The following is a 24,424-nucleotide window of genomic DNA, read 5'->3' as shown; positions in this document are numbered from 1 at the left end:
GCCTGCAGTCTGAAAGTACAAGTGAGAGAGTACGTCGAGCCGGTCAGGGTGCAAATCCTGACCGGCTTTTTTCCTGTATCAGCTCCAGCAAACCTTGCGCCGCAATCGACAGGCTGCGTTCCCTGGCCTTGACGATCAGCAGCGGCCGCACCAGATCGGGCGCATTCAGCGGAATCGCCACCAGATTCGGATGACGGAACTGGAACAGCGTCAGTTCCGGCACCAGGCTCACGCCCAGGCCGCTTTCAATCAGGCCGGCGACCGTCGCCAGATGCTCCACTTCCAATCCCGTATTGATCACGCCGACCGGCTGCAGCAGCGTATCGAGATGCTGGCGTACGCTGGTTGAACGCGCTAGATGGATCAGTTCGCAGCCGGCCAGTTGCTCCACCCGGATCACGCGTTTCTTTGCCAGCTTGTGATCGCGCCGGCACACCAGGTAAAACGGATCCTCGCACAACGGTTGCGTGTCGAATTCCATCAGGTTTGGTCCCGGCGCGGTCAGCGCTATGTCGGCCTTGCCCTGGCGCAGGTAGTTCAGGCAGTGATCCGAAATCGCATCGAACAACTCCACCGTCACGCCGGGATGCTGTGCGCGATACATCGCAATCACCGGCGGCAACCAACCCGCAGCCAACGATGGCAAGGCAGCGATCGACACTCTGCCCTTGCGCCGCGCCACATAGTCGCTCATGTCAGAAAACGCGGCCTCAATATCGCTCATCAGCTGACGCGCCACCTCGACGAACAATTCACCTTCCGGCGTCAGCGTCACGTTGCGTGTGTCGCGTTCAAACAGTCTGGCGCCGGCAGCGGCTTCCAGTTTCTGGATCATCACGCTGAATGCCGATTGCGACACGTGGCAGCGTTGCGCTGCATGGCCGAAATGGCGGCAATCGTTGAGCATGAGAAAAGCCTGCAACAGGCGAGTGGAGATATTGGCTTGCATAGCGTATTGGAATCAAATACCTCTTCATTAATCTGAAAAACCGATTAATCAATCGTAAAAATGCACTTTACAACAAAATTGCGCCACACCTACACTCGTCCTTTCCCATATGACATCCCGTCAATAAAAATACCGGAGACACGCATGCTCGCCCTGCTCGGCTTTATCACGATCGTTGTTTTACTAGCGGCCATCCTGACCAAGAAAATGTCGCCGCTGGCGGCGTTGATCGCCATTCCATTCATCGCCGCATTGATTGGCGGCTTCGGTCTCGGCACCGGAAAATTCATGGTCGACGGCATCAAGAGCATTGCGCCGATTGTCGGCATGTTCGTCTTCGCCATCCTCTTCTTCGGCATCCTCAAGGACGCCGGCATGCTCGACCCGATCATCAATAAAGTCCTGAAGGTGGTCGGCATGCGGCCATCGCGCATTGTGCTCGGCTCCGCAGTGCTGGCCGCCATCGTGCATCTCGACGGCTCTGGTGCGGTGACGTTCCTGGTGACGATTCCTGCGCTGCTGCCGCTGTACGAACGGCTCAAGATGGACAAGCGAATTCTTGCTTGTGTAGTCGCCATGGCCGCCGGTGTCGCCAATGCCTTGCCTTGGGGCGGCCCGACCCTGCGCGCCGCCGCAGCGCTGCATATCCCGGTCGCCGATTTATATCTGCCTTTGATCCCGGTGCAAATCTGCGGCATGCTGTTCGTCTTCACCTGCGCCTGGTTGCTCGGCAAAAAAGAAGAGCGCCGCCTGGGATTGACCGCCGCTGCCTCGGCCAGTGACGAAATTACTCATCATCAGCAGGAACTCAGCACGGAACAGCTCGAACTGCGCCGTCCCAAGCTCTTTGTCGTCAATGTTGTCCTCGTCCTGCTGGTGCTTGGCACGATGATTACCGGCAAAGTCGATCCGGTGGCCTGCTTCATGATCGGTACCGTCATCGCCCTGTTCATCAACTATCCGAACGTGGCGCAACAGCGCGCGCGCATCGACTCGCATGCCAAAGCCGCCTTGATGATGGCCAGCATCCTGCTTGCCGCCGGTGTTTTCACCGGCATCATGAAAGGCACCGGCATGCTGACCGCCATGGCCAAATTCGTGGCGGGCAGCATTCCCGTCGACATGGCGCATCACTTGCCGGCAGCGCTGGCCGTCATCTCCATGCCCCTGAGCCTGCTGTTCGATCCGGACTCGTTCTACTTCGGCGTCTTGCCGGTGTTGGCAGAAGCCAGCTCCGCGCTCGGCGTTCCCTCGATACAGATGGCCCAGGCATCGTTGCTGGGACAGATGACCACCGGATTTCCGGTCAGCCCTTTGACCCCCGCGACCTTCCTGCTGATCGGTCTGGTGGGCATCGAACTCAGCGACCATCAGAAATTCACGATTCCGTTCCTCTTCGCTACGACGATTTTCATGACCCTCGTAGCGATCGTCCTGGGCTTGTTTCCCTTTTGATTTTCTATCCCGACTCTGAACCTGTCTGCATCGACACATGGCGCATCACATGAAAACCATCCGCATCGGCGCTGGCGCCGGTTATTCCGGCGACCGTATTGAACCCGCCGTCGAGCTCGTCGAAAAAGGCGAGCTTGACTATCTGATTTTCGAATGCCTGGCAGAACGCACCATCGCCATCGGCCAGCAGACACGCAGGGCCGACCCGAACCAGGGCTATGATCCGCTGTTGGCCGATCGCATGCTGGCGGTACTGAAGCTATGCGCCGGCAAAGGCATCAAGATCGTTACCAACATGGGCGCCGCCAATCCGCTCGCCGGCGCGGCAAAAGTCAGAGAAATCGCCGCAGCGCTGGGACTGAAGGGGCTGAAAATCGCCGCCGTCGCCGGCGACGACGTGCTCGATGTTCTGCTCGACGGCGACTATCGCATTGAAGACAACGGCAAGCCCGTGAAATCGCTCGGCGACAAACTGATCTCCGCCAACGCCTACCTTGGCGCGCAACCCATCGTTGACGCTCTCAAAGCCGGTGCAGATGTCGTCATCACGGGCCGCGTCGCCGATCCTGCGCTGGTCCTGGGTCCGCTGATTCATGAATTCGGCTGGGCCATGGACGACTGGCCGCGATTGGGCCAAGGCACCCTGGCCGGTCACTTGCTCGAGTGTGCCGGGCAGATCACCGGTGGTTATTTTTCCGATCCGGGCGTCAAAGACGTCAGGAGTTTGGCGCGCCTCGGTTTTCCCATCGGCGAAATCGCCGAAGACGGCAGCATGGTGATCACCAAGGTAGCCGGATCCGGCGGCCAGGTCACCGCAGCCACCTGTAAGGAACAGCTGCTGTACGAAATTCATGACCCTCAGGCCTACCTGACTCCCGATGTCATTGCCGATTTCTCACAGGTCTCGATCACGGAAATTGCTCCCGACCGCGTCGCCATCAGCGGCGCCTCCGGCCGTCCGCGCCCTGCCACCCTCAAGACCACGCTGGGGTATGTCGACAGCTACATCGGCGAAGGACAGATATCCTATGCCGGCCCCGGCGCACAGGCGCGCGGACAATTGGCGCTGGACATCGTCAGGCAGCGCCTGGCCATCATCGATGTAAAGACCGACGAGACGCGTTACGACCTGATCGGTGTCAATGCCATTCACAACGGCCAACAGTCGGCATCCGCAGTCGAACCCTACGAAGTCCGCGCCCGGGTCGTCGGCCGCACCGCCAGCATGCGTGAAGCGATACGCATCGGCAACGAAGTCGAAACCTTGTATACCTGCGGCCCAGCCGGTGGTGGAGGCGTGACCAAATCAGCCAAGGAAATCATCGCCGTCCTCTCCGCGCTGGTACCGCGTGAATTGATTCATCCCGCCATCCATTTCGAGGAAAGTTGACATGCTGCTACGTGACATCGCGCATTCACGCGCCGGCGACAAAGGCGATATATCCAACATCTCCGTCATCGCCTACGACCTCAAGGACTACGCCCTGCTGGAAACATACCTGACCCCGGAACGCGTCAAGGCGCATTTCGCCGGTGTCGTGCGAGGCGAGGTAGTCCGCTACACGCTACCGCACCTGGGCGCCCTCAACTTCGTCATGCAGCAAGCGCTGGGCGGCGGCGTGACACGTTCACTGGCGCTGGATGCACATGGGAAGAGTCTGAGCGGGGCAATGCTCGCCATCGTGCTTCCCGAGCAGGAATAAAGGGCGTGTGAGGCTGTTGCAATGAATTGCTTGTACTTATCCGCCTTTCTTCAAGCATTCTCTCAAGAGCTTTCCGATTTGCTAACGGCAGCACAATTTTGGCTGTCCAAAATGGCCAGGATTTGGTATCGTCGCGCGATTCCCCGACTTTCCCATCCTTTCCATTCTGCATTTATCCAATGAAGACTCCCGTTCGCCTCGGCACCCCGCTTTCTCCTTCCGCCACCAAAGTCATGCTGCTCGGTTCCGGCGAGCTCGGCAAAGAAGTGATCATCGCCCTGCAACGCCTGGGCGTGGAAGTGATCGCCGTGGACCGTTACGCCGATGCGCCGGGCCATCAGGTCGCGCACCGCTCGCACGTCATCAACATGACGGACGGCGCCGCACTGGCCGCCCTGATCGCCAAGGAACAGCCCGACCTGGTCGTGCCTGAAATCGAAGCCATCGCCACCGAAACCCTGGTCGAACTGGAAAAAGCCGGCAAGGCGCGCGTCATCCCGACCGCCCGCGCCGCCTGGCTGACCATGAACCGCGAAGGCATCCGCCGCCTGGCCGGTGAAACGCTGAGCCTGGCGACTTCGCCTTACCGCTTCGCCGACAGCCTCGACGAGTTGAAAGCCGCTACCGAACAAATCGGCTTCCCGTGCGTGATCAAGCCGGTCATGTCGTCCTCGGGCAAGGGCCAGTCGAAGATCGACAGCGCCGCCGAAGTCGAAGCCGCCTGGAATTACGCCGCTGCCGGCGGCCGCGTTGACTCCGGTCGGGTGATCGTGGAAGGCTTCATCGATTTCGATTATGAAATCACCTTGCTGACGGTGCGCTCGCTCAACGAGAACGGCGACACCGTCACCAGCTTCTGCGACCCGATCGGCCACGTGCAGGTCAAGGGCGATTACGTCGAATCCTGGCAGCCGCATCCGATGCATCCGGCGGCACTCGACAAGGCGCGCGACATCGCCCGCAAGGTCACCGAAAACCTCGGCGGCCTGGGCCTGTTCGGTGTTGAGTTGTTCGTCAAGGGCGAGATGGTCTGGTTCTCTGAAGTTAGCCCGCGTCCGCACGATACCGGCATGGTCACCATGGTCACCCAGGTCCAAAGCGAGTTCGAACTGCACGCCAAGGCCATCCTCGGCCTGCCGGTCAACGTTGCGCTGCGCACGCCGGGCGCGTCCGCCGTGATCTACGGCCAGCATGACGCCAAGGCCATCGCCTTCGAAGGCGTGGCCGATGCGCTGCGTATCCCGGGCGCCGACATCCGCCTGTTCGGCAAGCCGGAATCGTTTGAGCGCCGCCGCATGGGCGTGGCCCTGGCCGCCGCCGACAACGTCAGCGACGCCCGCATCCGCGCCAAGCAAGCCGCCGCCAAGGTCAAGCCGGTCAAGACTTCCTGATCGATTGAGTCGCATCGCTGCCCACGTGCAGCGATGCTCGTCCTTACTGCAGCGATGCGTTCTTTCCGCTGTTCCCCGCTCCTGCCCTCCTCCTCTTGCCTCTTGCCCCTTCCCCTTACCCCGTCTTCCCGGCTGACAAAGCCGCGCGCGATTGCCGGATATAATCGTGCCTTCCTTTCAACATCTCCTCAGCCCTCATGAAATTCGATGTCGCCATCATCGGCAGCGGACTTGCCGGTTTATCCGTCGCCCTGCATCTTGCCGAAAAGAAAAACGTGGTCGTGGTCTCCAAGGGAGAGTTGCTCGACGGCGCCAGCAACTGGGCGCAGGGCGGCATCGCTGCGGTGCTCGACTCGGGCGACAGCCATGACCAGCACATCGACGACACGCTGATCGCCGGCGCCGGCCTGTGCGATGAGGCGTCCACGCGCTTCATCGTCGAGCATGGCCGCGAAGCGATCGAGTGGCTGATCGAACAAGGCGTGCCCTTCACGCGCGACGACAGCGCCGAACTGGGTTACCACCTGACCCGCGAAGGCGGCCACAGCCAGCGCCGCATCATCCACGCCGCTGACGCCACCGGCCATGCGGTGCAGGTCACGCTGGAGCAGCGCGTGCGTGCCCATCCCAACATCACGCTGCTGGAACATCACTGCGCGATCGACGTCATCACCACGAAAAAGCTCGATCCCACAGCCGAAGGCGCACCGCGCTGCGTCGGCGTCTACGTGCAGGACATTAAGCAGGGCAAGGTCGTCACCATTGCGGCCGACCACACCGTGCTCGCCACCGGCGGCGCCGGCAAGGTCTACCTGTACACGTCGAATCCGGACTCCGCCACCGGCGACGGCATCGCCATGGCGTCGCGCGCCGGTTGCCGCGTCGCCAACATGGAATTCATCCAGTTCCATCCGACCTGCCTGTATCACCCTTACGCCAAGTCCTTCCTCATCAGCGAAGCCTTGCGTGGCGAAGGCGCCTTGCTCAAGCTGCCTGCCGCCGCCGGCAGCGCTGCCGGCACACGCTTCATGCCCGAACACGACGAACGCGCCGAACTGGCGCCGCGCGATATCGTGGCGCGCAGCATCGATTTTGAAATGAAAAAACGCGGCCTCGATCATGTCGACCTCGACATCAGCCACCAGCCGCCGGAATTCATCAAGGAACATTTCCCGACCATCCAGGCGCGTTGCCTGGAGTTCGGCATCGACATCACGAAGCAACCGATCCCGGTCGTGCCTGCAGCGCATTACACCTGTGGCGGCGTGGTGACCGATATGTCTGGCCGCACCGACCTGTCCGGCCTGTATGCCGTCGGCGAGACCGCCTACACCGGTCTGCACGGCGCCAACCGCCTGGCCAGCAATTCGCTGCTGGAATGCCTGGTGCTGGGCCGCGCCGCCGCGCAGTTCATCGAGCAGCAGCCCGCTGCGCCGGCGATGGCGTTGCCGGCCTGGGACGAAAGCCGCGTCACTAACGCCGACGAAGAAGTCGTGATCTCGCACAACTGGGACGAGCTGCGCCGCTTCATGTGGAATTACGTCAGCATCGTACGCACCAACAAGCGCCTGGAACGCGCGCAGCACCGCATTCGGCTGCTGCGCGAAGAGATCGACGAGTACTACGCCAATTTCCGCATCACGCGCGATCTGCTGGAGCTGCGCAACCTGGTCGAGGTCGCCTCGCTGATCGTCAACAGCGCACTGGCGCGCAAGGAAAGCCGGGGCCTGCATTACAGCCTCGACTATCCGGACACCCTGGCGCAAGCCGTGCCGACGGTGCTATCCCCGCAAAAGTGAAAGCCCGGGCGATTCGGTTCATAATGACGGCAGGAACAGCAACGACAGCATCATTGCGTCGTTGAACGCAGCCCGCCGAAGGAGGAGACGATGAGCATTACGCGTATCAATACATTCCAGGCGCTCGACGACAAGGTCGACGCGCTGAAGGAGTTCCTGACCGCCCTGTTGCCGACCATCCTCGCATCTCCCGGTTGCCGGTCCTGCCAGTTTCTGCAGGATCAGACCGTCCCGTCGCGCATGGTGATCATCGAAGTCTGGGACAGCATCGACGCCCATCATCAGTCGCTGCAGCATGTGCCGCGCGAAAGCATCGAGGAAGTGAAGACCATGCTGGCTGCGCCGCCGGTCGGCGCTTACTACCGGTAAATTTTGCGGCGCCGCGGCGCCGCGCCGCTGCCGCATCCGTCCGGGATGAAGACTGTCTGAACGTGTTGCATTGCGTGTTCGGTCCGGCCCGATTTACACTACGGCCATCGCCATTCCTCGCCCCCACACCGTGACACGCCCTCCCGCCCTTCTCTCCCTTCGCTTGCTCGGCTTGCTGGCGGGAGTTGCATTCCTCACTGCTGCTTCCTCCTCATCGGCCGCAGAGGCTTCCTCCGCAACAGCAACGACACCCGAAGCCAAGCCGCGCCCGCGCGTCGGCCTGGTCCTGTCCGGCGGCGGCGCTCGCGGCTATGCGCATCTGGGCGTGCTGCAATATCTGGAGAAACTGCACGTGCCGGTCGACTATATCGCCGCCACCAGCATGGGCGCGCTGGTCGGCGGCCTGTACGCCACCGGGATTTCGGCGGAAGACCTGGAAAACTGCCTGTCGCAGACCAATCTCAGCGACATCGCCTTCGACCGCAACGAGCGCGCCAAGCTGCCGCAATCGCAGCGTGAAGACGATTTCCAGTATCCGATCTCGATTGCCGCCGGTTACGACGACGGCAAGCTCAAACTCGCTCCCGGCCTGGTGCAGGGAAACAACCTGCTGACCTTGCTGCAGAACTGGACGGCGCAGTTGCCGGCCAACATTTCCTTCGAGCGCTTGCCGATTCCGTTTCGCGCCGTCGCCACCGATCTCGGCAAGGGCACCGAAGTCATCCTTGAGCGCGGCTCCCTGCCGCGCGCCATGCGCGCCAGCATGGCGGTGCCGGGGCTGTTCGCACCGTACGCCATCGACGGCCGCACGCTGGTCGATGGCGGCCTGGTCAGCAACCTGCCGGTGCAGGAAGCACGCGACATGGGCGCCGACGTCATCATCGCGGTCAACATCGCCACCCCCTTGCAGGATCCCGCCAATCTGCAATCTCCCACTGCCGTCGCGCAGCAGATGGTGGGCATCCTGATCCAGCAAAACGTCAAGGCGCAGAAGGCCCTGCTGGGCAAGGATGACGTGCTGATCGAACCGGAACTGGCCGGCATGTCTTTCACGGATTTTGCGCGCGGCAAGGATGGCGTCAACGCAGGCTGGAACGCGGCGCAGAAGCAAAGCGCCCGCCTCACCGAACTGTCGCTGCCGCCGGCGCAGTGGCAGGCCTATCTGGCGGCGCGCCAGACCGGAGCCGTCCTGGCGCATGACACCCGCGTCGATGCGATCGAAATCAAGACCACCGGAAGGATTCCTGCAGCCTATGTGCGCAGCCGGCTCAGCGTGAAGGAAGGCGATGTCTACGACGCCGACAAGATCAACCAGCAGCTGTCGCAATTGGCGACCAACGGCGACTTCAACGCACTGACCCAGGAGATCGTTGAAAAAGATGGCCGCAACGTGCTGCTGATCGATGCGGAGGAAAAATCCTGGGGACCGCAATATCTGCTGTTCGGACTCGGTCTGTCCAATAATTTCAACGGTCGCGGCGGCGTCAATCTGCAGATCGGCCATCGCTATCCGTGGATCAATCAAAGCGGCCTGGAATGGCGCAATGACCTGGTGCTCGGCAACAACCGCGCCAGCCTGCACAGCGAGCTGCGTCAGCCGATCCTTGGCACCAGCGGCATCTATCTGTCCCCGTATGTCGACCTGAACCGCCGCTACGTCGACATCTACCTCGACGGCAGCGACGCCAAAGCCTCGCCGGCGACGCAATACCGCATCGATACCTACACCGCCGGAGTCGACCTCGGCATGCCGCTGGCGCGGCTGGGCGAAGTGCGGCTGGGCGTCAATTATCAGCACAACAAATACACGCCCACCTACAACTTGTCGGATCCGTCTTTCGGTTCGCTCTACGACACCGCACAAAGCAACCAGCCCGTGGCGCGCGCACGACTGACCATCGACCAGCTCGACGATCCGCTGTTTCCGCGCAAGGGCTACTACCTGTTCGCCGAAGCGCATCGCGGCTTCGGCAAGGAAGACGATCGCTACAGCGACGCCCAGTTCAAGAGCCTGTGGGCCTTCAGCCATGATCGCAACACCGTCAACGTGGCGCTGGAAGCGGCCAGCAATCTGTCGTCCAACAATCCGGGGCCAGGCTTTTTCCTGGGTGGATTCCAGCGCCTGTCGGCGTATGCGGCCGATCAGTTCTATGGAAATTATCTGCTGTACAGCAGGCTGACCTACTTGCGCGACCTCAATGACTTCGCCCTGCCGGGCCTGCGCAATCCCGTGCTCGGCACCAGCCTCGAAGCAGGCAACGTGTGGCAGTCGCGCAGCGCCATGGGCGACGGTCCGTACCGAAAGAGCGTCAGCATGTTCCTCGGCGGCAGCAGTCCGGTCGGACCGCTGTACTTCGGCGCCGCGCTTGGCGATCAGGGTGTGTGGAACGTCTATCTGCAGCTGGGACGCGTGTTCTGACTTACCTCTGAACCGGTTCTCAGGCGACCGTACCGCGCTGCCGCCGCACGCGTTCCGGCAGCGGCGGGAAGCCGAAAAACTCCAGCACGCTGTTGGCGACCTGATCGCGGTCGTTGTCGACGCAGATCATGTGGTAGCTGTTTTCCAGCACCACGGTGCGCGCATCGGCAAGACGCGCCTGCAAGAACTCCGCCGAGCGCAAACTGGTGAGTTCATCTTCCCGCGCATGCACGATCAGCGTCGGCGCCTTGATGTTCCTGGCACCGGCAAACACCCAGCTGCGCAGACGATCAACCTGGCGGATGCATGCCATCGGCACCCAGCGATAATGAAAATTGTCGCCGCGCTCGAACTTGGCCTTGACCACGGCGCGCACCAGGGTGTTCTTGATGCCGTAGGGCTCGCCCTCTTCCACCTTCATGCGCGACGCGACGCCCGGAATCAGATAGCACAGCGAACGCAAGTTGGCATACCACGGGGTTGACCAGCCGTCGATGTAGACCGGCGGCGCCAGCGTGACCAGCTTGCCCTGTTTTTCCGTATGCCCGACCCGCTCGCACAACACCAGCGCCAGCAATGCCCCCATGCACATGCCCATGACATGCAATTGCTCATACCGAGGCTGCAATTCGCGATATTGCGCAATGAGCATGTCGATCCATTGCTCGGCACGGACCGGGATGAGATCCTCCGGCCTGGTCCCGTGACCGGACAAAGTCACGGCATGGGTATCGATGCCCGCTTTTTGCAGGATCTTGTGCAGCGAGCCAAGATCGTATTGCGTGCCGCCCAGGCCGTGGATCATGATGACGCCAACCCGGGCTGTCATTTTTCGCCCCGGCCCTGCGCGAGATCTGCGCCGTTGAAATGCCATGTGCCGGCGACCATGACAAGGCTGCCGTCGGGATCGCGCAAACTGCGGCTCATGTCGGTCGCGCCGATGCTTCGCCCGTCGGCCAGCTGCAAGCGGAACGGCATGTCTTCGCGCGCTTCATCGCTGTCGCCATTCTCGTCTTCCAGCCAGCGTTGGCGCAGGCGATGCTGATCCAGTGGATGCACCAGCTTCAATACCTCGTCCAGGGCCGTGAGCTTGTCCGGCGACAGACCGAGCAAAGCCGTTATGTCGCCACTCCAGGCAACGGTCTTTTTTGCTGGATCGATGCTGTACACCAGTTGCCGGCTCACCGTCAGCGCCAGCTCGACGTTGCTCTTCCAGCGCGCCACATCTTCATGCAGCTGCTCGCGTGTGGTCTTCAATGCGCTGATCAGCAGCGACAATAGCGACGCCACCGCCAGATAGATCTGCAGCTCCAGCAAGGCATTGCTGGAGTTCAGCCGGACCAGTTCGACGAACGGCCCGCGCCCCAGGGAGTTGTAGACGAACGCCATCAGGGACAATACCGCTACCGACAAGGCCCCGCCGCGCCCGCCCCACAGCAGGGCGACCAGCGCGATGAAAAACAGCGGCAGATACGTCGTTGAAAAATCGATATCGAAAATGATGCGGTCAAGATCGCTGTCGAATGCAAGGTAAGCGGTCGCGATGACGGCAACGAAAGAAGCCAGTCCAAGCAGGAATTCGGTGCGCGCAATCCCGCCCGAGCGTGTCGCCCGGAACTGCGACCAGCTCGCCAGTACCGGCGTCATGATCAGGATGCCGACCAGATCGGACAGCGCCCAGACGCGCAGGGTTGGCCAGAATGACGTACCTTGCGTTATCGCGAACCAGCCCGCGCCGAAAAGACCGCTGACGACGCTGGCGCCGACGCCGACCATCAGCAGGCCGCGAACGAAATACAATCCTTCCATCGGAAAAGGCGCACGCCTGACCAGCCACACCGCCACCGCCGCGACGCCGATTTCGTCCAGGCAAAACAAGGCCATGCGCCAGAGTTCGCGATGCTCCAGCCAGCCCAGGAAAATCTGCGCGGCGAACAACAGCACCAGCAATGGAAACCAGCGCGCGGTCGGCGTCAGCAACAAGGCGCTGACGGTGATCCCGGCCGGCAGCCAGATGTAGCCGGTGGCGACGAAAGAGCCGTTCAACGCATGCGAGACGAAGCCGAACACGAAATACAGTGCAGCCCATAGCAGCGGTGCGGTGAGATTGTTTGATTTCACGATGGATTCCCTGAAGATGACCTGCCGGCGCTGGTGGACGTGCCGCCGTTCAATTGCCTCACCGGCCCCCCGGTGCAATGGCGCATTCTATCAGCGCCCGCTGCCAACGCGATCGCAAGCGGTCGCAAAACGACACGACCCGCATGCCGTGAAGGCCATGCGGGTCGTGCCGGAAGAAAGCAGAAAACCGGTTCAGCCGACGATGCGCAGCGAATAATCGATCGCTTGCAGATCCTTGGTCAGGCTGCCCACCGAGATACGGTCCACGCCGGTCTCGGCGATGGCGCGGACGGTTTCCATGTTGATGCCGCCGGACGCCTCCAGCACGGCGCGGCGCGCATTGATCATGACGCCTTCACGCATCATGTCGAGCGAGAAGTTGTCGAGCAGGATCGAAGTCGCGCCTGCTGCCAGGGCTTCGCCGAGCTCATCGATGCTTTCGACCTCGACCTGGATGCTGACGCCGGCGTTGAGCTTGATCGCCGCCGTCACGGCAGCGGTGATGCCGCCGGCTGCAGCGATGTGGTTTTCCTTGATCAGGATGCCGTCGTACAGCGCCAGGCGCTGGTTCATGCCGCCGCCTACGCGCACGGCGTACTTCTGCGCCAGGCGCAGGCCCGGCAGCGTTTTGCGCGTGTCGAGGATGCGGGCACGGGTGTCGCGGATCAGGTCGACGTAGCGATGCGTGGCGGTCGCCACGCCGGACAGCAATTGCAGGAAATTCAACGCACCGCGCTCCGCCGTCAGCAAGGCGCGCGCCGGACCTTCGATGCGGCAGACCTCGGCGTCGGCCGGCATCAGGTCGCCTTCGCCGAATTTCCAGTCGACGCGCAGGCGAGGATCAAGCCGCGCCATGACCGCTTCAAACCACGGCGCACCGCATAAGACAGCTTGTTCCCGCACGATGACGCGCGCCTTGACGTGTTCGTTTTCCGGCACCAGCTTGCCGGTGTGGTCGCCGTTGCCGACGTCTTCGGCAATCGCCAGATTGACGTTGGCGTCAAATGCCGCCGACAAGGCCGGATCGAAAGGTGCGAACGGATTGCGCAGATTGCTTGTGCTGCTGACGGTGAGACTCATGCTGGGCCGATTCCTGCAAACAGTGTTTGTTCGTTTTCCAATGCGCCGGTCGGACGCACATTGGTTTTTTTCTGCGCCGCGAAATCCAGCATGCGGTCGATGCAGACCACGGCCTTCTTGCCGATGGCAGGATCGACGTGGATTTCGTTGCTGCCGGTTTCCAGCACGTGCAGCAGATTCTGCAAACCATTCATGGCCATCCATGGGCAATGCGCACAGCTCTTGCAGGTGGCGGCGTTGCCGGCGGTCGGCGCGTCGATGAAGATCTTGCCCGGCGCGGCGGCGCGCATCTTGTGCAGGATGCCGTTGTCGGTGGCGACGATGAATTCCTTCGCGTCCGACGATTGCACGGCGGCGATCAGCTGCGAGGTCGAGCCGATCACGTCGGCTTGCGCCACCACGCCTTCAGGCGACTCCGGATGCACGAGGATCAGGGCCTTGGGATATTCCTTGCGCAGCAATTCCAGCTCGACACCCTTGAACTCGTCGTGCACCAGGCAGGAGCCCTGCCACAGCAGCATGTCGGCGCCGGTCTGTTTCTGGATGTAGCCGCCCAGATGCTTGTCGGGAGCCCACAGGATTTTTTTGCCTTGCGCGTGCAGGTGCTTGACGATGTCGAGACCGATCGACGAGGTCACCATCCAGTCGGCGCGCGCCTTGACGGCGGCGCTGGTGTTGGCGTACACGACCACGGTGCGGTCCGGATGGGCGTCGCAGAAGGCGCTGAATTCATCGGTCGGGCAACCGAGATCGAGCGAACAGGTCGCGTCCAGATCGGGCATCAGGATGCGCTTTTCAGGACTCAGGATCTTGGCGGTTTCCCCCATGAAGCGCACGCCGGCGACTACCAGCGTCTGCGCGGCATGGTCGCGGCCGAAGCGCGCCATTTCGAGCGAGTCCGAGACACACCCGCCGGTTTCTTCGGCGAGGTCCTGCAGGTCGCCGTCGACGTAATAGTGTGCGACGAGCACTGCCTGTTTTTCCTTCAGCAGTTGTTTGATGCGCGCCTTCAATGCGTGGCGTTCATCGGCCGTCGGCGTGGCCGGGACCCTGGCCCACGCGTTGGCTGTGCAGCTGCTGCCGGTCTCCATCTGCGGCCGTTCAAATTCGACGACCTTCATTGCGGTTGCTTGCATGGCTTGGACGATAAAAAGGCGATCGAAACATCGATCGCCTGAAAAAGTTACTGGATACCCTGGCTGGACAGATAATCTTCGTAGCTGCCGCGGAAATCGATGATCTCGTTTTCCTTCACTTCCAGAATGCGCGTCGCCAGCGACGAAACGAATTCACGGTCGTGCGACACGAAGATCAGCGTGCCGGCATACTTTTCAAGCGCGATATTGAGCGACTCGATCGATTCCATATCCATGTGGTTGGTCGGCTCATCCATCAGCAGGACGTTATGACGGCCCAGCATCAGCTTGCCGTACATCATGCGGCCCTTCTCGCCGCCGGACAGCACCTGGACCGACTTCTTGACGTCGTCGCCGGAAAACAGCAGGCGGCCTAGGATCGAACGCACCGCCTGATCGTCGTCGCCTTCCTGGGTCCACTGTCCCATCCAGTCGGTCAGGATTTCACCCTTGGCGAATTCCTCGGTGGGATCCTGCGGCATGTAGCCGACGCTGGCGTTTTCCGCCCATTTGACCAGTCCGCTATCGGGCTGCAAGCCGGCGACATCGCCGCCGATGCAGCGCAACAGCGTGGTCTTGCCGACGCCGTTGGCGCCGATGATGGCGATCTTTTCACCGGCTTCAACCATGATGCTGAAGTTCTTGAAAATCGGACGGTCGTAGGTCTTGCTGATGCTTTGCGTCTCCACCGCCAGGCGATGCAGTTTCTTCTCGCCTTCGAAACGCACGAAGGGATTGGCGCGGCTGGACGGCTTGATGTCTTCGACCTTGATCTTGTCGATCTGCTTGGCGCGCGATGTGGCCTGGCGCGCCTTGGATTTGTTGGCCGAGAAACGGCGCACGAAGTCTTGCAGCTCGGCGACCTTTTCCTTGGCCTTGGCATTGACGGACAGTTGCTGCGCACGCGCTTGGGACGATGCCAGCATGTATTCGTCGTAGTTGCCCGGATAAACCTTCAGCGTGCCGTAGTCCATGTCGGCCATGTGCGTACAGACCTGGTTCAGGAAGTGGCGATCATGGGAAATGATGATCATGGTGGAATTGCGCTCGTTGAGCATGTCTTCCAGCCAGCGGATGGTGTTGATGTCGAGGTTATTGGTCGGTTCGTCGAGCAGCAGGATGTCTGGATTCGAGAACAGCGCCTGCGCCAGCAAGACGCGCAGCTTCCAGCCTGGCGCAACGTTGCTCATCGGGCCCTGATGCTGTTCAATGTCCACGCCCACGCCCAGCAGCAGTTCGCCGGCGCGCGCTTCGGCCGTGTAGCCGTCGTACTCGGCGAACTTGGCTTCCAGGTCGGCCGCCTTCATGTAGTCGTCGTCGGTGGCGTCCGGATTGGCGTAAATCGCATCGCGTTCGGCCATCGCCGCCCACATTTCGGTGTGGCCCATCATGACCACGTCCAGCACGCGCATTTCTTCGTAGGCGAACTGGTCCTGGCGCAGCTTGCCGAGACGCTCGTTGGTGTCCAGGCTGACGTTGCCGCCCGACGGTTCGAGGTCGCCGCCGAGGATTTTCATGAACGTCGACTTGCCGCAACCATTGGCGCCGATCAGGCCGTAGCGGTTGCCCTCGCCGAATTTGACCGAAATGTTTTCAAACAGCGGCTTGGGGCCGAACTGCATCGTGATGTTTGCCGTGGATAACACTGAAAAAAGCCTTTACGTATGGTGATGTTGCCTGAGATTGCCCGGCAAGTTGCCGGAAACCAAGCCAAGCCGGGAAGTCGAATGAGACCGAATGAGGCTAGGCGAGGTCAGGTGTAAACACGTGATTTTACCATCGCAGGCCAAGTCCGGCGTGACTGCGCCGCACCGCGGGAAGAATCGCTTTGAATTATTTGCCCGGCAACGGTTCCAACCGTTTTCTCCGACACTCCGAGAATGGGAAAATGATGATCAAAACGACAACATCCGCCTTCGGCAAGCGCTGGCGCAGCCTGGCGGGAGCCTTACTGCTGGCCTGCGGCGCGCTGGCGGCTGCGAGCGCCAGCCAGGCTGCCTACAACATCTGGACCAATGAATACACGTTTCCGAAAAAAGACCTGCAGACGGCGCTCGCCACGCAGTTCCCGCGCAAGCTGCGCTACATGGACATGTTCGACGTCAACCTCAGCAATCCGCGCCTGGCGCTCAATCCCGACAGCAATCGCCTGACCACCGTGGTCGACGCGCAGATCGACAACAAACTGCTCATGAACAAACCCGTCAACGGCACGCTGTCGCTGAGCAGCGCGCTCAAATACGACGCCGCCACACGTTCGGTGCGGCTGGATGCGCCCACTGTGGAGAAAGTCGACATCGCCGGTGTACCGGCGCAATATGCGCCGCAGCTCAATGCCATCGGCAACGCTGCGGCGGAACAAGTGCTCAAGGATTACCCGCTCTACACCTTCAAACCCGAGCAACTGGAAATGAACGGCAAACGATTCGAACCGGGCGCCATCACCGTGCTCAGCGATGGCGTCAAGGTTGAAATCAAGCCTTTGTAAGCTTCCAACCTGCTTGCTCAGGACTGCTGCTCAGGACGAGCTCAGGTCAGGGTCCGATAGCCGCTCAGACGCAGCGAGAAGCCGCGCGCGTCGGACTCGAGCTCGGCGTGGGCGCCGACCGGCAAACTGACGCGGTCGGTGATATGGCCGAACGGTAACCCGGTCAGCAACGGAGCCGACAGATGTTGGCGCGCATAGCCCAGCATTTGTTCGAAGTTGTAGCCGTTGTCGTAGTCGGACAAGCGGTAATTTGAGAAATCACCCAGCAGCACCGCCTTCTGGCGCGCCAGCACACCCGCATGCTCCAGTTGCAGCAGCATGCGCTCGACGCGATACGGATGCTCGTTGACGTCTTCGACGAACAGAATGCCGCCGTCAATCTGCGGGAAATACGGCGTGCCGAGCAGATGCACGACCATCGCCAGATTGCCGCCCCACAATTTGCCCGAAACCTTCAGCGCCGGATTGCCCGCCTGTTCCACGGCGATGGTCTGCATCGGTTGCGTGAGCACGCGCCAGAAACTGTTCATCGTCATCGCGCTCGGGTTCTCGGCGCCAAAATCGCCGCACAGCATCGGCCCGGCAATACCACCAGCGCCGGTCTGCGCCAGCAAGGCCAGATGCAAGGCGGTGATGTCGCTGTAGCCGACGAACAATTTGCCGCTGGCGGCCAGCGCCTCGTAATTGAGTACCGGCAGGATGCGCGACATGCCGTAGGCCCCGCGCAATGCGATGACGACCTGCACTTCAGGATCTGCCGCCGCCTGCTGGATGTGGGCCGCGCGGCCGGCATCGGTGGCGCCAAAACGCTGGTGCCGCGCAGCGTGATCATAGTAGCTCTTGACCTTGCAGCCTTGCGCTTCCAGCAAAGCGATGCCGCGCCCGACCGCCGCCTCGTCGGGCGCATAGCCGCCGGGAGCGATGATGGCGACGCAGGTGCCGGCCGGCACGTGAATATCGGGAGCAAGCAAGGTTTCAGTCATTGGCTTCATCGTCGATTGAATGGGCGTTGGCATGCGCGTGGGCGATTGCCTGGCGCTGCAATCTTTCCTGCTTCAGCTGTTCGCGGCGTTCCGAAAAAAAACTCTTCAGCATCTGTCCGCACGCATCCGCCATCACGCCGCCGACCAGCTCGGTGTGGTGGTTCAACTGTTCCTGCGCGAACAGGTTGAGCACCGAACCGCAGGCGCCGGTCTTGGGATCGGCCGCGCCGTAGACCACGCGCGCCAGGCGCGCATGCATCATCGCGCCGGCGCACATCACGCAAGGCTCCAGCGTGACATACAGTTCGCAGCCGGGCAAACGGTAGTTGCCGAGAATCCCGGCGGCCGCGCGCAACGCCATGATCTCCGCATGCGCGGTCGGGTCATGCTTGCCGATGGGCTGATTGTAGCCGGTGGCGATGACTTCGCCGTCCCTGACCACCACTGCGCCGACCGGCACTTCGCCAAGGTCCCAGGCGTGTTGCGCCTGCACCAGCGCAAGCTGCATGTGCTCAGGCGAGGCCGTGAACGTGCCGGTCATGATTTCTGGCGCCTCAGTCGGCCGTGATCTCGGCCCAGCAATTGGGCGTTTCGTGCAGCACCAGCTTTTGCAGATGCAAGCCAGTGCCATACGCGTCCTTGTAGGCCGCGTTGAGGATGTCAAAGGCGGTGCGCGCCAGGTTCTCCACGGTCGGGATGCGGTCGATCACGACCGTCTTGTGGTCCGGCAGGCTTGCCAGGAAATCGCGCACGGGCTGATCTTTTTCATAGACCAGGAACGCGTGATCCCAGACGTCGACCAGATGTTGCTTGGCCAGCGTCTTGATGTCGGAGAAATCCATGATCATGCCGTTGTCGGAGCTGCCCTCGACTTCGATGACCTTGCCGACCAGGGTGATTTCCAGGGTATAGCGGTGGCCGTGCAGATTGCGGCACTGGCTCTTGTGGTCGGGGATGCGGTGGCCGGCATCGAATTCGAGTTTACGGGTAATGGTCAGCATGAACGCCTTACGGATTGAAAATAGGAATGGATCAGAAACGGATTGTAAACAAACGCGCGCCCGGCAACAGGGGCGCAGGCCGATAACAGCTATATCGCAGCGGTTTCCTCGAATCGCTCACGAGCTGGCTGCGAGGCCTTGCACTTGTTCTTACGGTATCTGCAACAGCTTGTGCGTCTGGATGCTCAGCTTCCACTTGGGATTATTCTTGACCAGCTCGATCGCCATTTTGGTATTGCGCACGGCTTCGGGGCCGTCCATCGGCTGCAGCAGGAAATGCGCGAAATCCAGCTTCTCATAGTCGGCCAGGACCTGCGCCTGCTGCGGAATCACGACCTTCAGTTCGCTGCCTTTGAATACCTTCAGTTCGGAACCCATCTTGGGGCTGACGCAAATCCAGTCGACCCCGGGCGGCACCGGAATCGTGCCGTTGGTTTCGATGGCAATCTCGAATCCGACCGCGTGCATGCTGGCGATCAGTACCTCGTCGAGCTGCAGCAACGGTTCGCCGCCGGTGAACACGACGTACTTGCTGGCCGCATAGGACGCGGGCCACAGCTGGTTGATCGCTTGCGCCAGCGCGTCGCTGGTCTTGAACTTGCCGCCACCCTCGCCGTCGGTGCCGACGAAATCGGTATCGCAAAACTGGCAAATCGCCTTGCTGCGATCTTCTTCGCGGCCGGTCCACAGGTTGCAGCCGCTGAAACGACAAAACACCGCCGGACGACCGGCGTGCGTACCCTCGCCTTGCAAGGTATAGAAAATTTCTTTGATGCTGTAAGTCACGATGATAGGGGGCTGGCGGCGGCGTGTGCGCCGCGGGTTTCGGAGCTGCGCGCGCAGGCTTGCACCGCGCGTCGTCCGTAAGCCGTCATTATAGCGTGTCTGCCGCCGCGACCGGGCGTGACGCCCGGGATGCGGTGCTGCGCCCTCCGCGTGCATCATTCTCGCAACAAATCGAGCGACACCACCATTACGGTAGAAAAATATCACTATAATGAGTAATTACCTTCATATTATTGCTATTTTTCTGCCCATATGGACGACTTCTGCACCATCGAGCTGTTCGCTGACAATCACTGGACCGAGGCCGCCAATGTCAGCCTGACCGGGGCTGCCGCGCAGGGCGTATTTACGCCTACGTCCAGCGGCTATGGACTGGAATACGCGGTCGCCTGGCAAAACCGGCGCGACGCCCATGCCTTGTCCAGCGGCTTCCCGGTGTCATTGGCATCGCTCGACCTGCCGCATTGGCCGGTGTTCCTGATCGACATGCTGCCGCAGGGATACGGGCGCCAGGAATTGCTGCGCCGGCTCGGCTTGTCGGAAAACGCCGAGGCAGCCGGAGACTGGCCGCTGCTGCTCGCCGGTGCCGGCAATCCGATCGGCAATTTGCGGATCAAGGAGGCGGCGCAGTGGCTGCAGCGGCAGGATGGTCCCTTGCACGGCTTCACCGACGAGGAAGTCGCCACGCGCGCCGACGACTTCACGGAATACCTGGCCCGGCACGGCTTGTTCGTCGCCGGTTCGTCCGGCGTGCAAGGCGAATGGCCCAAGATCCTGCTGACCCGCGCCGACGACGGCCTGCTCTACCTCGACCACGCCCTGCCCGACGAGCGCGCACGCGAACATTACATCGTCAAATTCGGCCGCGGCGCCAATGAACGCCTGGCCCAGATCCTGCGCCAGGAAGCGCCGTACATGGAAATCGCCCGCCATCTCGGCTTGCGCGTGCATGCGCGGTTACACATGCAGGAGCGCGCCCTGTTCATCCCGCGCTTCGACCGTCGCGTCGACGGCGGCAAGGTAATCCGCCTGGCCCAGGAAAGCCTGGCCGCCCTGACCGGCAAACCCGGCTTCGGCCAGGTGCCGACGCATGACGAAGCCTGCATGAGATTGTGCGAAATCGCCTCCGATCCACTTGCTGAAATCTGCGAGTACCTGCGCCGCGACGTCGCCAACGTCGCGCTGGCCAACAAGGACAATCACGCCCGCAATACCGCGATCACGCGCGATGAAGCCGGACGCATCGGCCTGACGCCGCTGTTCGATTTCGCCCCCATGTATCTGCATCCGGACGGCATTTCGCGTCGCATCCGCTGGTCGCAGCACGACGGCGGCAGCCCGGACTGGCAGGCCGTGATCGACTCGGTTGCCGGGCAAACCCGGTTGCCGCGCACCCCTCTGCTGGAGACGTTGCAGGCGATGGCGACGCCGTTGCTGGAAGTGGCCGATCGCGGACGCGATTTCGGCCTGGAAGAGGATGTTCTGGCTTATCTGCAGCTCCCCTTGCGCACGCATGCCGCGCGACTGCAGGCATTGCACTGAATCGACGACATCATGGACAAACGCTACAACCCGATTTCGCTGCAAGAACAGGTGCAACTGCGCAAGCAGGCTGTCGACGGCGTGCTCGCCCATCCCGAGTGGGATCTGGCCGAAGCCGCACGCCACTTGCGCACCACCATGCGCCTGACCATCAAGGAAATGGCGAAAGTCACCGGGCTATCCGAACGCACTCTCCGCGACATCGAAAGCGGCCGTTCCGGCGGCACCATCGCGACCGCGGAAAAATTGCTGGGACTGGTGGGATTGCGACTGTCGATCAGCCGCATCCGCCCGGTGTCAGGCGATCAGCAGGTATAGCCAGGCCGTCTTTTCATGGTTCCGCCAATACGCCCGCGGTGCGCTCACGCAAACGCGGCGTCGCGAAATCCAGAAAGGCGCGCAGCTTCAGCGGCAACGGCGCCTGCCCCGTGTGCACCAGGCTGACGGGCAGTGGCGCCGACTCAAACTCCTCCAGCACAACGCGCAGCACCTGCCGGCGAACCGCGTCCGCGACTTGGTAAGACAGCACGCGTATCAATCCGACATCCAGCGTTGCAGCGGCGATGGCGGCCTCCGCCGTATTGACCGTGAGGCGCGATTGCACCGGCACCGAGAATTCGGATTTGCCGCTCCCGAACATCCAGGCGCGCATGGATGCGAGGACCTCGAACGTAATGCAGGCATGCCCGGAGAGATCCTGCGGCCTGAGCGGCCGGCCGTGCGCGGCCAGATAGGCGGGGCTGGCGCAGATCACGCGCCGCACCGTTCCCACGCGCGTCGCCATCAGCATGCTGTCGGGCAGGTCACCGATGCGTATCGCGGCATCGGCATGTTCATCCATCAGATGCACCACGCGGTCCGTGAGCATCAGGTTGATGCCGATCTCAGGGTATTGCACGAGAAATTCCGCCACCACCGGCACCACGTGCAGCCGTCCGAACGCCACCGGCGCCGTGATCAGCAGTTCGCCCTTGGGCGAGGCGTATTCCCCTGTCGCGGCGCGCTCGGCTTCGCCGATTTCTTCCAGGATGCGGCGGCAGGCGGCGACGTAGGAGATCCCTGCTTCCGTCAGCGACAACTGTCGCGTCGAACGATGCAGCAGGCGCGTCTTCAGATGCTCCTCCAGTTCAGCCACCTTGCGGCTGACCGTCGCCAGCGGCATGTCGAGAACACGCGCGGCGGCCGACAGGCTGCCCGCGTCGACAACGGCGATCAGAACGGACATGGAGTCGAGACGATTCATAGGCAACTACCAGATTTTGGAAGGATCATTCCCGATATTAGGTAATTATCTTTATAAATGCAAACAAGTAAGCTGGCGTGTCCGCCTCGGAATGTGGCATTTTGCCGCACTCCGCAGACACCTTTCCAAGGAGAACGCCGTGAACGGCCAGCTAAACCTATCCGCCAGTCCCGCGACGCCCGCGACCGCGTCGCGCAGCAAGATCCTGATGATGGCGATCATCGCCGGCGCAGTGATCACCAACATCTATTGCACCCAACCCATCCTGCCACTGATCGCCGCAGACATGGACGTCAACCTGGCGACGGTTGACCTCGTGGCCGGCGCGGCGCTGCTCGGCTTTGCCGTCGGGCTGGCGCTGCTACTGCCCCTCGGGGACCGCTTCGACCGGCGCAAGCTGGTGCTCGGCCAGATCATCGGCGCTTTCCTTTTCGCCGCTGCGGCGGCGTTGGCGCCCGGCATCTGGGCGCTGATCGCGGCTTCGTTCGGACTCGGCATCGTCAGTTGCGTGCCGCAGCAACTGGTGCCCTTCGCGGCCGTCATGTCGCTGCCGGGCGATCGCGGACGTTCGGTCGGCACGGTGGTCAGCGGCATCATGGTCGGCATCCTGCTTGGCCGCACGATCAGCGGCGTGGTCGGCTCGGCCTACGGCTGGCGTGCGGTGTACGGGGTGGAAGCCGCGTTCATGATCCCGGTCTGGATCGCCGCTGCGATGCTGCTGCCGCGCGGCGTACCGAGCACCAACCTGTCCTACGGACGCCTGCTGGCGTCGCTGTGGCCGCTGGCCCGCGACCACCGCCCGATTCGCGAATCGATGATAGTGCAGGCGCTGCTGTGGGCTTGCTTCAATGCCTTCTGGGTCAATCTGGCGGCGCTGCTGGCGAACGGGCCGTGGCACCTCGGCAGCGCTTGGGCCGGCGGTTTCGGCATCATCGGCGCAGCCGGCGCCCTGGCTGCGTCGCTGGGCGGCCGCGCCACCGACAAGCGCGGGCCGCGCAGCGTGGTGGCGGCCAGCATCGGCATCGTGACGGCCGCCTTCCTGCTGCTGGCTGGCGCGGAGTCCTCGCTGGCGTTGCTGGTGATCGGGGTGATCGTGCTTGATATCGGCGTGCAGTCAGGACTGGTGTCCAACCAGACCCGCGCCTTCGCGGTCGATCCGAAAGCGCAAGGCCGCATCAACAGCCTGTACATGACCGCCACCTTTTCCGGCGGCGCTCTCGGCGTGGTGATCAGCGGCTGGCTGATGACGCGCTATGGCTGGAGTGGCATCGTGATCTTCGGCATCGTGCTGGGACTTGTTGCTGCGCTGGTCCACTGGAGCGGCAAGCCGCGCCGGGAGGACGTGTTCAGCCGGTGAGCTGCCACGTCCGCAACACCTCGTGCCGGGACAGTCCGATGTGGCTTTTGACGAGCGCAAACTCGGCAATCTGAAAACCGATGGGATCGATGGCGATACGCTCCACGCGGTTGCGCGGATCGTAACAAAGGGTCATGTGCGGCTCATACGAACGCGACGGCGTGAAGCCCTGCTCCGCCAGCGCGCAGCCAAGCTCCGTCCGCAACTCGCGCACGCCATTGAGCCCGTCGCCTCCGAGCAGCACGAATGGACCGCTGGGCGCAGAGAAAGTCACTGCGGCGTCGAAACGCGCATCAATGGAAGGAAATCGAAGCAGGTCTGCCGCGCGGCATGCCGCCTCCACCACGCTTGCCTCGGAGTCGTGCCCGACCAGTTCCAGCGTGATATGCAGCCGCTCCACTCCGACACGTTTGCCGGTGACGCCATGGGACGCCAGCAAGCTTTCGGCAAACGCATCGAGACGGGCCGCGTCGGCGATCGCAGGACGCAAGGCGAAGAACCAGGTGTGCTGCGGCGGTGCAGCCTGCGGGCGGGTTTTGCGAGCCTCGCGGGGACGCGCTGCAGGCGCAGGAACGTCTCCGAACAGATCTTGCTCAGCCATG

At 62.1% G+C, this 24,424-nt stretch carries 23 protein-coding genes; 11 read left to right on the top strand and 12 right to left on the bottom strand.

The window, feature by feature from the left end; all coding sequences use genetic code 11:
* Nucleotides 1-43: 43 nt before the first annotated feature.
* Nucleotides 44-949 (bottom strand): LysR family transcriptional regulator, encoded by a 906-nt coding sequence (locus F506_RS11920; RefSeq protein ID WP_053197723.1) that lies wholly within the window; start codon nt 947-949, stop codon nt 44-46.
* A gap of 144 nt (nt 950-1,093) precedes the next feature.
* Here F506_RS11920 and F506_RS11915 point away from each other — a divergent pair, with 144 nt between their 5' ends.
* The 7 genes from F506_RS11915 to F506_RS11885 all read left to right on the top strand — a co-directional run bounded on the left by F506_RS11915 (nt 1,094) and on the right by F506_RS11885 (nt 10,085).
* Entirely contained in the window at nt 1,094-2,404 is a 1,311-nt protein-coding gene (locus tag F506_RS11915) for a CitMHS family transporter (protein WP_053197721.1), read from the top strand.
* A 49-nt stretch (nt 2,405-2,453) separates the two neighbouring features.
* Nucleotides 2,454-3,794, top strand: coding sequence for an acyclic terpene utilization AtuA family protein (locus tag F506_RS11910; RefSeq protein WP_144424042.1), 1,341 nt, complete (start codon nt 2,454-2,456; stop codon nt 3,792-3,794).
* A 1-nt stretch (nt 3,795) separates the two neighbouring features.
* Complete coding sequence (locus tag F506_RS11905) at nt 3,796-4,107, top strand: AtuA-related protein (RefSeq protein WP_053197717.1); 312 nt, start codon at nt 3,796-3,798, stop codon at nt 4,105-4,107.
* Nucleotides 4,108-4,286: 179 nt separating this feature from the next.
* The gene (gene purT / locus F506_RS11900; RefSeq protein WP_053197715.1) at nt 4,287-5,498 is read left to right on the top strand and encodes a formate-dependent phosphoribosylglycinamide formyltransferase; all 1,212 of its coding nucleotides are present in this window, start codon (nt 4,287-4,289) and stop codon (nt 5,496-5,498) included.
* A 197-nt stretch (nt 5,499-5,695) separates the two neighbouring features.
* Nucleotides 5,696-7,297, top strand: a complete 1,602-nt coding sequence (gene nadB / locus F506_RS11895; protein WP_053197713.1) for an L-aspartate oxidase — start codon at nt 5,696-5,698, stop codon at nt 7,295-7,297.
* Between the two features lie 90 nt (nt 7,298-7,387).
* Nucleotides 7,388-7,666 (top strand): putative quinol monooxygenase, encoded by a 279-nt coding sequence (locus F506_RS11890; RefSeq protein WP_053197711.1) that lies wholly within the window; start codon nt 7,388-7,390, stop codon nt 7,664-7,666.
* A gap of 130 nt (nt 7,667-7,796) precedes the next feature.
* Nucleotides 7,797-10,085 carry a patatin-like phospholipase family protein gene (locus tag F506_RS11885; protein WP_407638183.1) on the top strand — a complete coding sequence of 763 codons (2,289 nt, stop codon included), beginning with the start codon at nt 7,797-7,799 and terminating at the stop codon, nt 10,083-10,085.
* A gap of 19 nt (nt 10,086-10,104) precedes the next feature.
* On the opposite strand, the gene F506_RS11880 is transcribed toward F506_RS11885, so the two are convergent.
* From F506_RS11880 to F506_RS11860, 5 genes are all read right to left on the bottom strand, one after another.
* The gene (locus F506_RS11880; protein ID WP_053197707.1) at nt 10,105-10,914 is read right to left on the bottom strand and encodes an alpha/beta hydrolase; all 810 of its coding nucleotides are present in this window, start codon (nt 10,912-10,914) and stop codon (nt 10,105-10,107) included.
* Entirely contained in the window at nt 10,911-12,206 is a 1,296-nt protein-coding gene (locus tag F506_RS11875; RefSeq protein ID WP_235471136.1) for an MASE1 domain-containing protein, read from the bottom strand. Before F506_RS11875 ends, F506_RS11880 begins: the two co-directional genes overlap by 4 nt.
* Nucleotides 12,207-12,398: 192 nt before the next feature.
* A complete protein-coding gene (gene nadC, locus F506_RS11870; RefSeq protein WP_053197706.1) occupies nt 12,399-13,286 on the bottom strand; it encodes a carboxylating nicotinate-nucleotide diphosphorylase in 888 nt (295 codons plus the stop codon).
* Nucleotides 13,283-14,422, bottom strand: coding sequence for a quinolinate synthase NadA (nadA, locus tag F506_RS11865; RefSeq protein ID WP_200907669.1), 1,140 nt, complete (start codon nt 14,420-14,422; stop codon nt 13,283-13,285). Before nadA ends, nadC begins: the two co-directional genes overlap by 4 nt.
* A 47-nt stretch (nt 14,423-14,469) precedes the next feature.
* Complete coding sequence (locus F506_RS11860) at nt 14,470-16,068, bottom strand: ABC-F family ATPase (protein WP_083457796.1); 1,599 nt, start codon at nt 16,066-16,068, stop codon at nt 14,470-14,472.
* Nucleotides 16,069-16,313: 245 nt separating this feature from the next.
* On the opposite strand from F506_RS11860, the gene F506_RS11855 reads away from it, so the two are divergent.
* Nucleotides 16,314-16,910: a DUF1439 domain-containing protein gene (locus F506_RS11855; RefSeq protein ID WP_083458263.1), complete on the top strand. Its 597-nt coding sequence runs from the start codon at nt 16,314-16,316 to the stop codon at nt 16,908-16,910.
* A 41-nt stretch (nt 16,911-16,951) separates the two neighbouring features.
* Here F506_RS11855 and ldcA read toward each other — a convergent pair whose 3' ends face one another.
* From ldcA to queE, 4 genes are all read right to left on the bottom strand, one after another.
* Nucleotides 16,952-17,893, bottom strand: coding sequence for a muramoyltetrapeptide carboxypeptidase (gene ldcA / locus F506_RS11850; RefSeq protein ID WP_053197699.1), 942 nt, complete (start codon nt 17,891-17,893; stop codon nt 16,952-16,954).
* Nucleotides 17,886-18,434, bottom strand: a complete 549-nt coding sequence (gene tadA / locus F506_RS11845; RefSeq protein ID WP_053197696.1) for a tRNA adenosine(34) deaminase TadA — start codon at nt 18,432-18,434, stop codon at nt 17,886-17,888. Before tadA ends, ldcA begins: the two co-directional genes overlap by 8 nt.
* 13 nt (nt 18,435-18,447) lie before the next feature.
* A complete protein-coding gene (gene queD, locus F506_RS11840; protein ID WP_053197695.1) occupies nt 18,448-18,894 on the bottom strand; it encodes a 6-carboxytetrahydropterin synthase QueD in 447 nt (148 codons plus the stop codon).
* Between the two features lie 150 nt (nt 18,895-19,044).
* Complete coding sequence (queE, locus tag F506_RS11835) at nt 19,045-19,680, bottom strand: 7-carboxy-7-deazaguanine synthase (protein ID WP_053197693.1); 636 nt, start codon at nt 19,678-19,680, stop codon at nt 19,045-19,047.
* Between the two features lie 252 nt (nt 19,681-19,932).
* Between queE and F506_RS11830 the strand changes: the two genes are divergently transcribed.
* Together F506_RS11830 and F506_RS11825 are read left to right on the top strand one after the other, a co-directional pair.
* Nucleotides 19,933-21,222 carry a type II toxin-antitoxin system HipA family toxin gene (locus F506_RS11830; protein WP_053197691.1) on the top strand — a complete coding sequence of 430 codons (1,290 nt, stop codon included), beginning with the start codon at nt 19,933-19,935 and terminating at the stop codon, nt 21,220-21,222.
* Between the two features lie 12 nt (nt 21,223-21,234).
* Nucleotides 21,235-21,540 carry a helix-turn-helix domain-containing protein gene (locus F506_RS11825; protein ID WP_053197688.1) on the top strand — a complete coding sequence of 102 codons (306 nt, stop codon included), beginning with the start codon at nt 21,235-21,237 and terminating at the stop codon, nt 21,538-21,540.
* Between the two features lie 13 nt (nt 21,541-21,553).
* Here F506_RS11825 and F506_RS11820 read toward each other — a convergent pair whose 3' ends face one another.
* On the bottom strand, nt 21,554-22,465 hold the full coding sequence (locus F506_RS11820; RefSeq protein ID WP_053197687.1) for a LysR family transcriptional regulator: 912 nt from the start codon (nt 22,463-22,465) through the stop codon (nt 21,554-21,556).
* Between the two features lie 91 nt (nt 22,466-22,556).
* Between F506_RS11820 and F506_RS11815 the strand changes: the two genes are divergently transcribed.
* Nucleotides 22,557-23,822, top strand: a complete 1,266-nt coding sequence (locus F506_RS11815) for an MFS transporter (RefSeq protein ID WP_200907668.1) — start codon at nt 22,557-22,559, stop codon at nt 23,820-23,822.
* On the opposite strand, the gene F506_RS11810 is transcribed toward F506_RS11815, so the two are convergent.
* Complete coding sequence (locus F506_RS11810) at nt 23,812-24,423, bottom strand: 2'-5' RNA ligase family protein (RefSeq protein ID WP_053197685.1); 612 nt, start codon at nt 24,421-24,423, stop codon at nt 23,812-23,814. The two genes, F506_RS11815 and F506_RS11810, sit on opposite strands and share 11 nt — an antisense overlap.
* Between the last annotated feature and the right edge of the window lies 1 nt (nt 24,424).

Origin of the sequence: Herbaspirillum hiltneri N3 (assembly GCF_001267925.1) — a bacterium.
GTDB classification, from domain to species: domain Bacteria; phylum Pseudomonadota; class Gammaproteobacteria; order Burkholderiales; family Burkholderiaceae_D; genus Herbaspirillum; species Herbaspirillum hiltneri.
This window is presented reverse-complemented; position numbering and strand designations above follow the sequence as displayed.

Coding starts and splice junctions, on each gene's coding strand:
- queD (WP_053197695.1), bottom strand. CDS start 18,894: ATGCTGACCATTACCCGTAAACTCGAATTCGATGCCGGCCACCGCATC.
- nadC (WP_053197706.1), bottom strand. CDS start 13,286: ATGAGTCTCACCGTCAGCAGCACAAGCAATCTGCGCAATCCGTTCGCA.
- F506_RS11880 (WP_053197707.1), bottom strand. CDS start 10,914: ATGACAGCCCGGGTTGGCGTCATCATGATCCACGGCCTGGGCGGCACG.
- tadA (WP_053197696.1), bottom strand. CDS start 18,434: ATGACCGGCACGTTCACGGCCTCGCCTGAGCACATGCAGCTTGCGCTG.
- F506_RS11825 (WP_053197688.1), top strand. CDS start 21,235: ATGGACAAACGCTACAACCCGATTTCGCTGCAAGAACAGGTGCAACTG.
- F506_RS11905 (WP_053197717.1), top strand. CDS start 3,796: ATGCTGCTACGTGACATCGCGCATTCACGCGCCGGCGACAAAGGCGAT.
- F506_RS11820 (WP_053197687.1), bottom strand. CDS start 22,465: ATGAATCGTCTCGACTCCATGTCCGTTCTGATCGCCGTTGTCGACGCG.
- F506_RS11915 (WP_053197721.1), top strand. CDS start 1,094: ATGCTCGCCCTGCTCGGCTTTATCACGATCGTTGTTTTACTAGCGGCC.
- nadA (WP_200907669.1), bottom strand. CDS start 14,422: ATGCAAGCAACCGCAATGAAGGTCGTCGAATTTGAACGGCCGCAGATG.
- nadB (WP_053197713.1), top strand. CDS start 5,696: ATGAAATTCGATGTCGCCATCATCGGCAGCGGACTTGCCGGTTTATCC.
- F506_RS11830 (WP_053197691.1), top strand. CDS start 19,933: ATGGACGACTTCTGCACCATCGAGCTGTTCGCTGACAATCACTGGACC.
- F506_RS11920 (WP_053197723.1), bottom strand. CDS start 949: ATGCAAGCCAATATCTCCACTCGCCTGTTGCAGGCTTTTCTCATGCTC.
- ldcA (WP_053197699.1), bottom strand. CDS start 17,893: ATGACTGAAACCTTGCTTGCTCCCGATATTCACGTGCCGGCCGGCACC.
- F506_RS11910 (WP_144424042.1), top strand. CDS start 2,454: ATGAAAACCATCCGCATCGGCGCTGGCGCCGGTTATTCCGGCGACCGT.
- F506_RS11855 (WP_083458263.1), top strand. CDS start 16,314: ATGATCAAAACGACAACATCCGCCTTCGGCAAGCGCTGGCGCAGCCTG.
- F506_RS11810 (WP_053197685.1), bottom strand. CDS start 24,423: ATGGCTGAGCAAGATCTGTTCGGAGACGTTCCTGCGCCTGCAGCGCGT.
- purT (WP_053197715.1), top strand. CDS start 4,287: ATGAAGACTCCCGTTCGCCTCGGCACCCCGCTTTCTCCTTCCGCCACC.
- F506_RS11815 (WP_200907668.1), top strand. CDS start 22,557: ATGTGGCATTTTGCCGCACTCCGCAGACACCTTTCCAAGGAGAACGCC.
- F506_RS11890 (WP_053197711.1), top strand. CDS start 7,388: ATGAGCATTACGCGTATCAATACATTCCAGGCGCTCGACGACAAGGTC.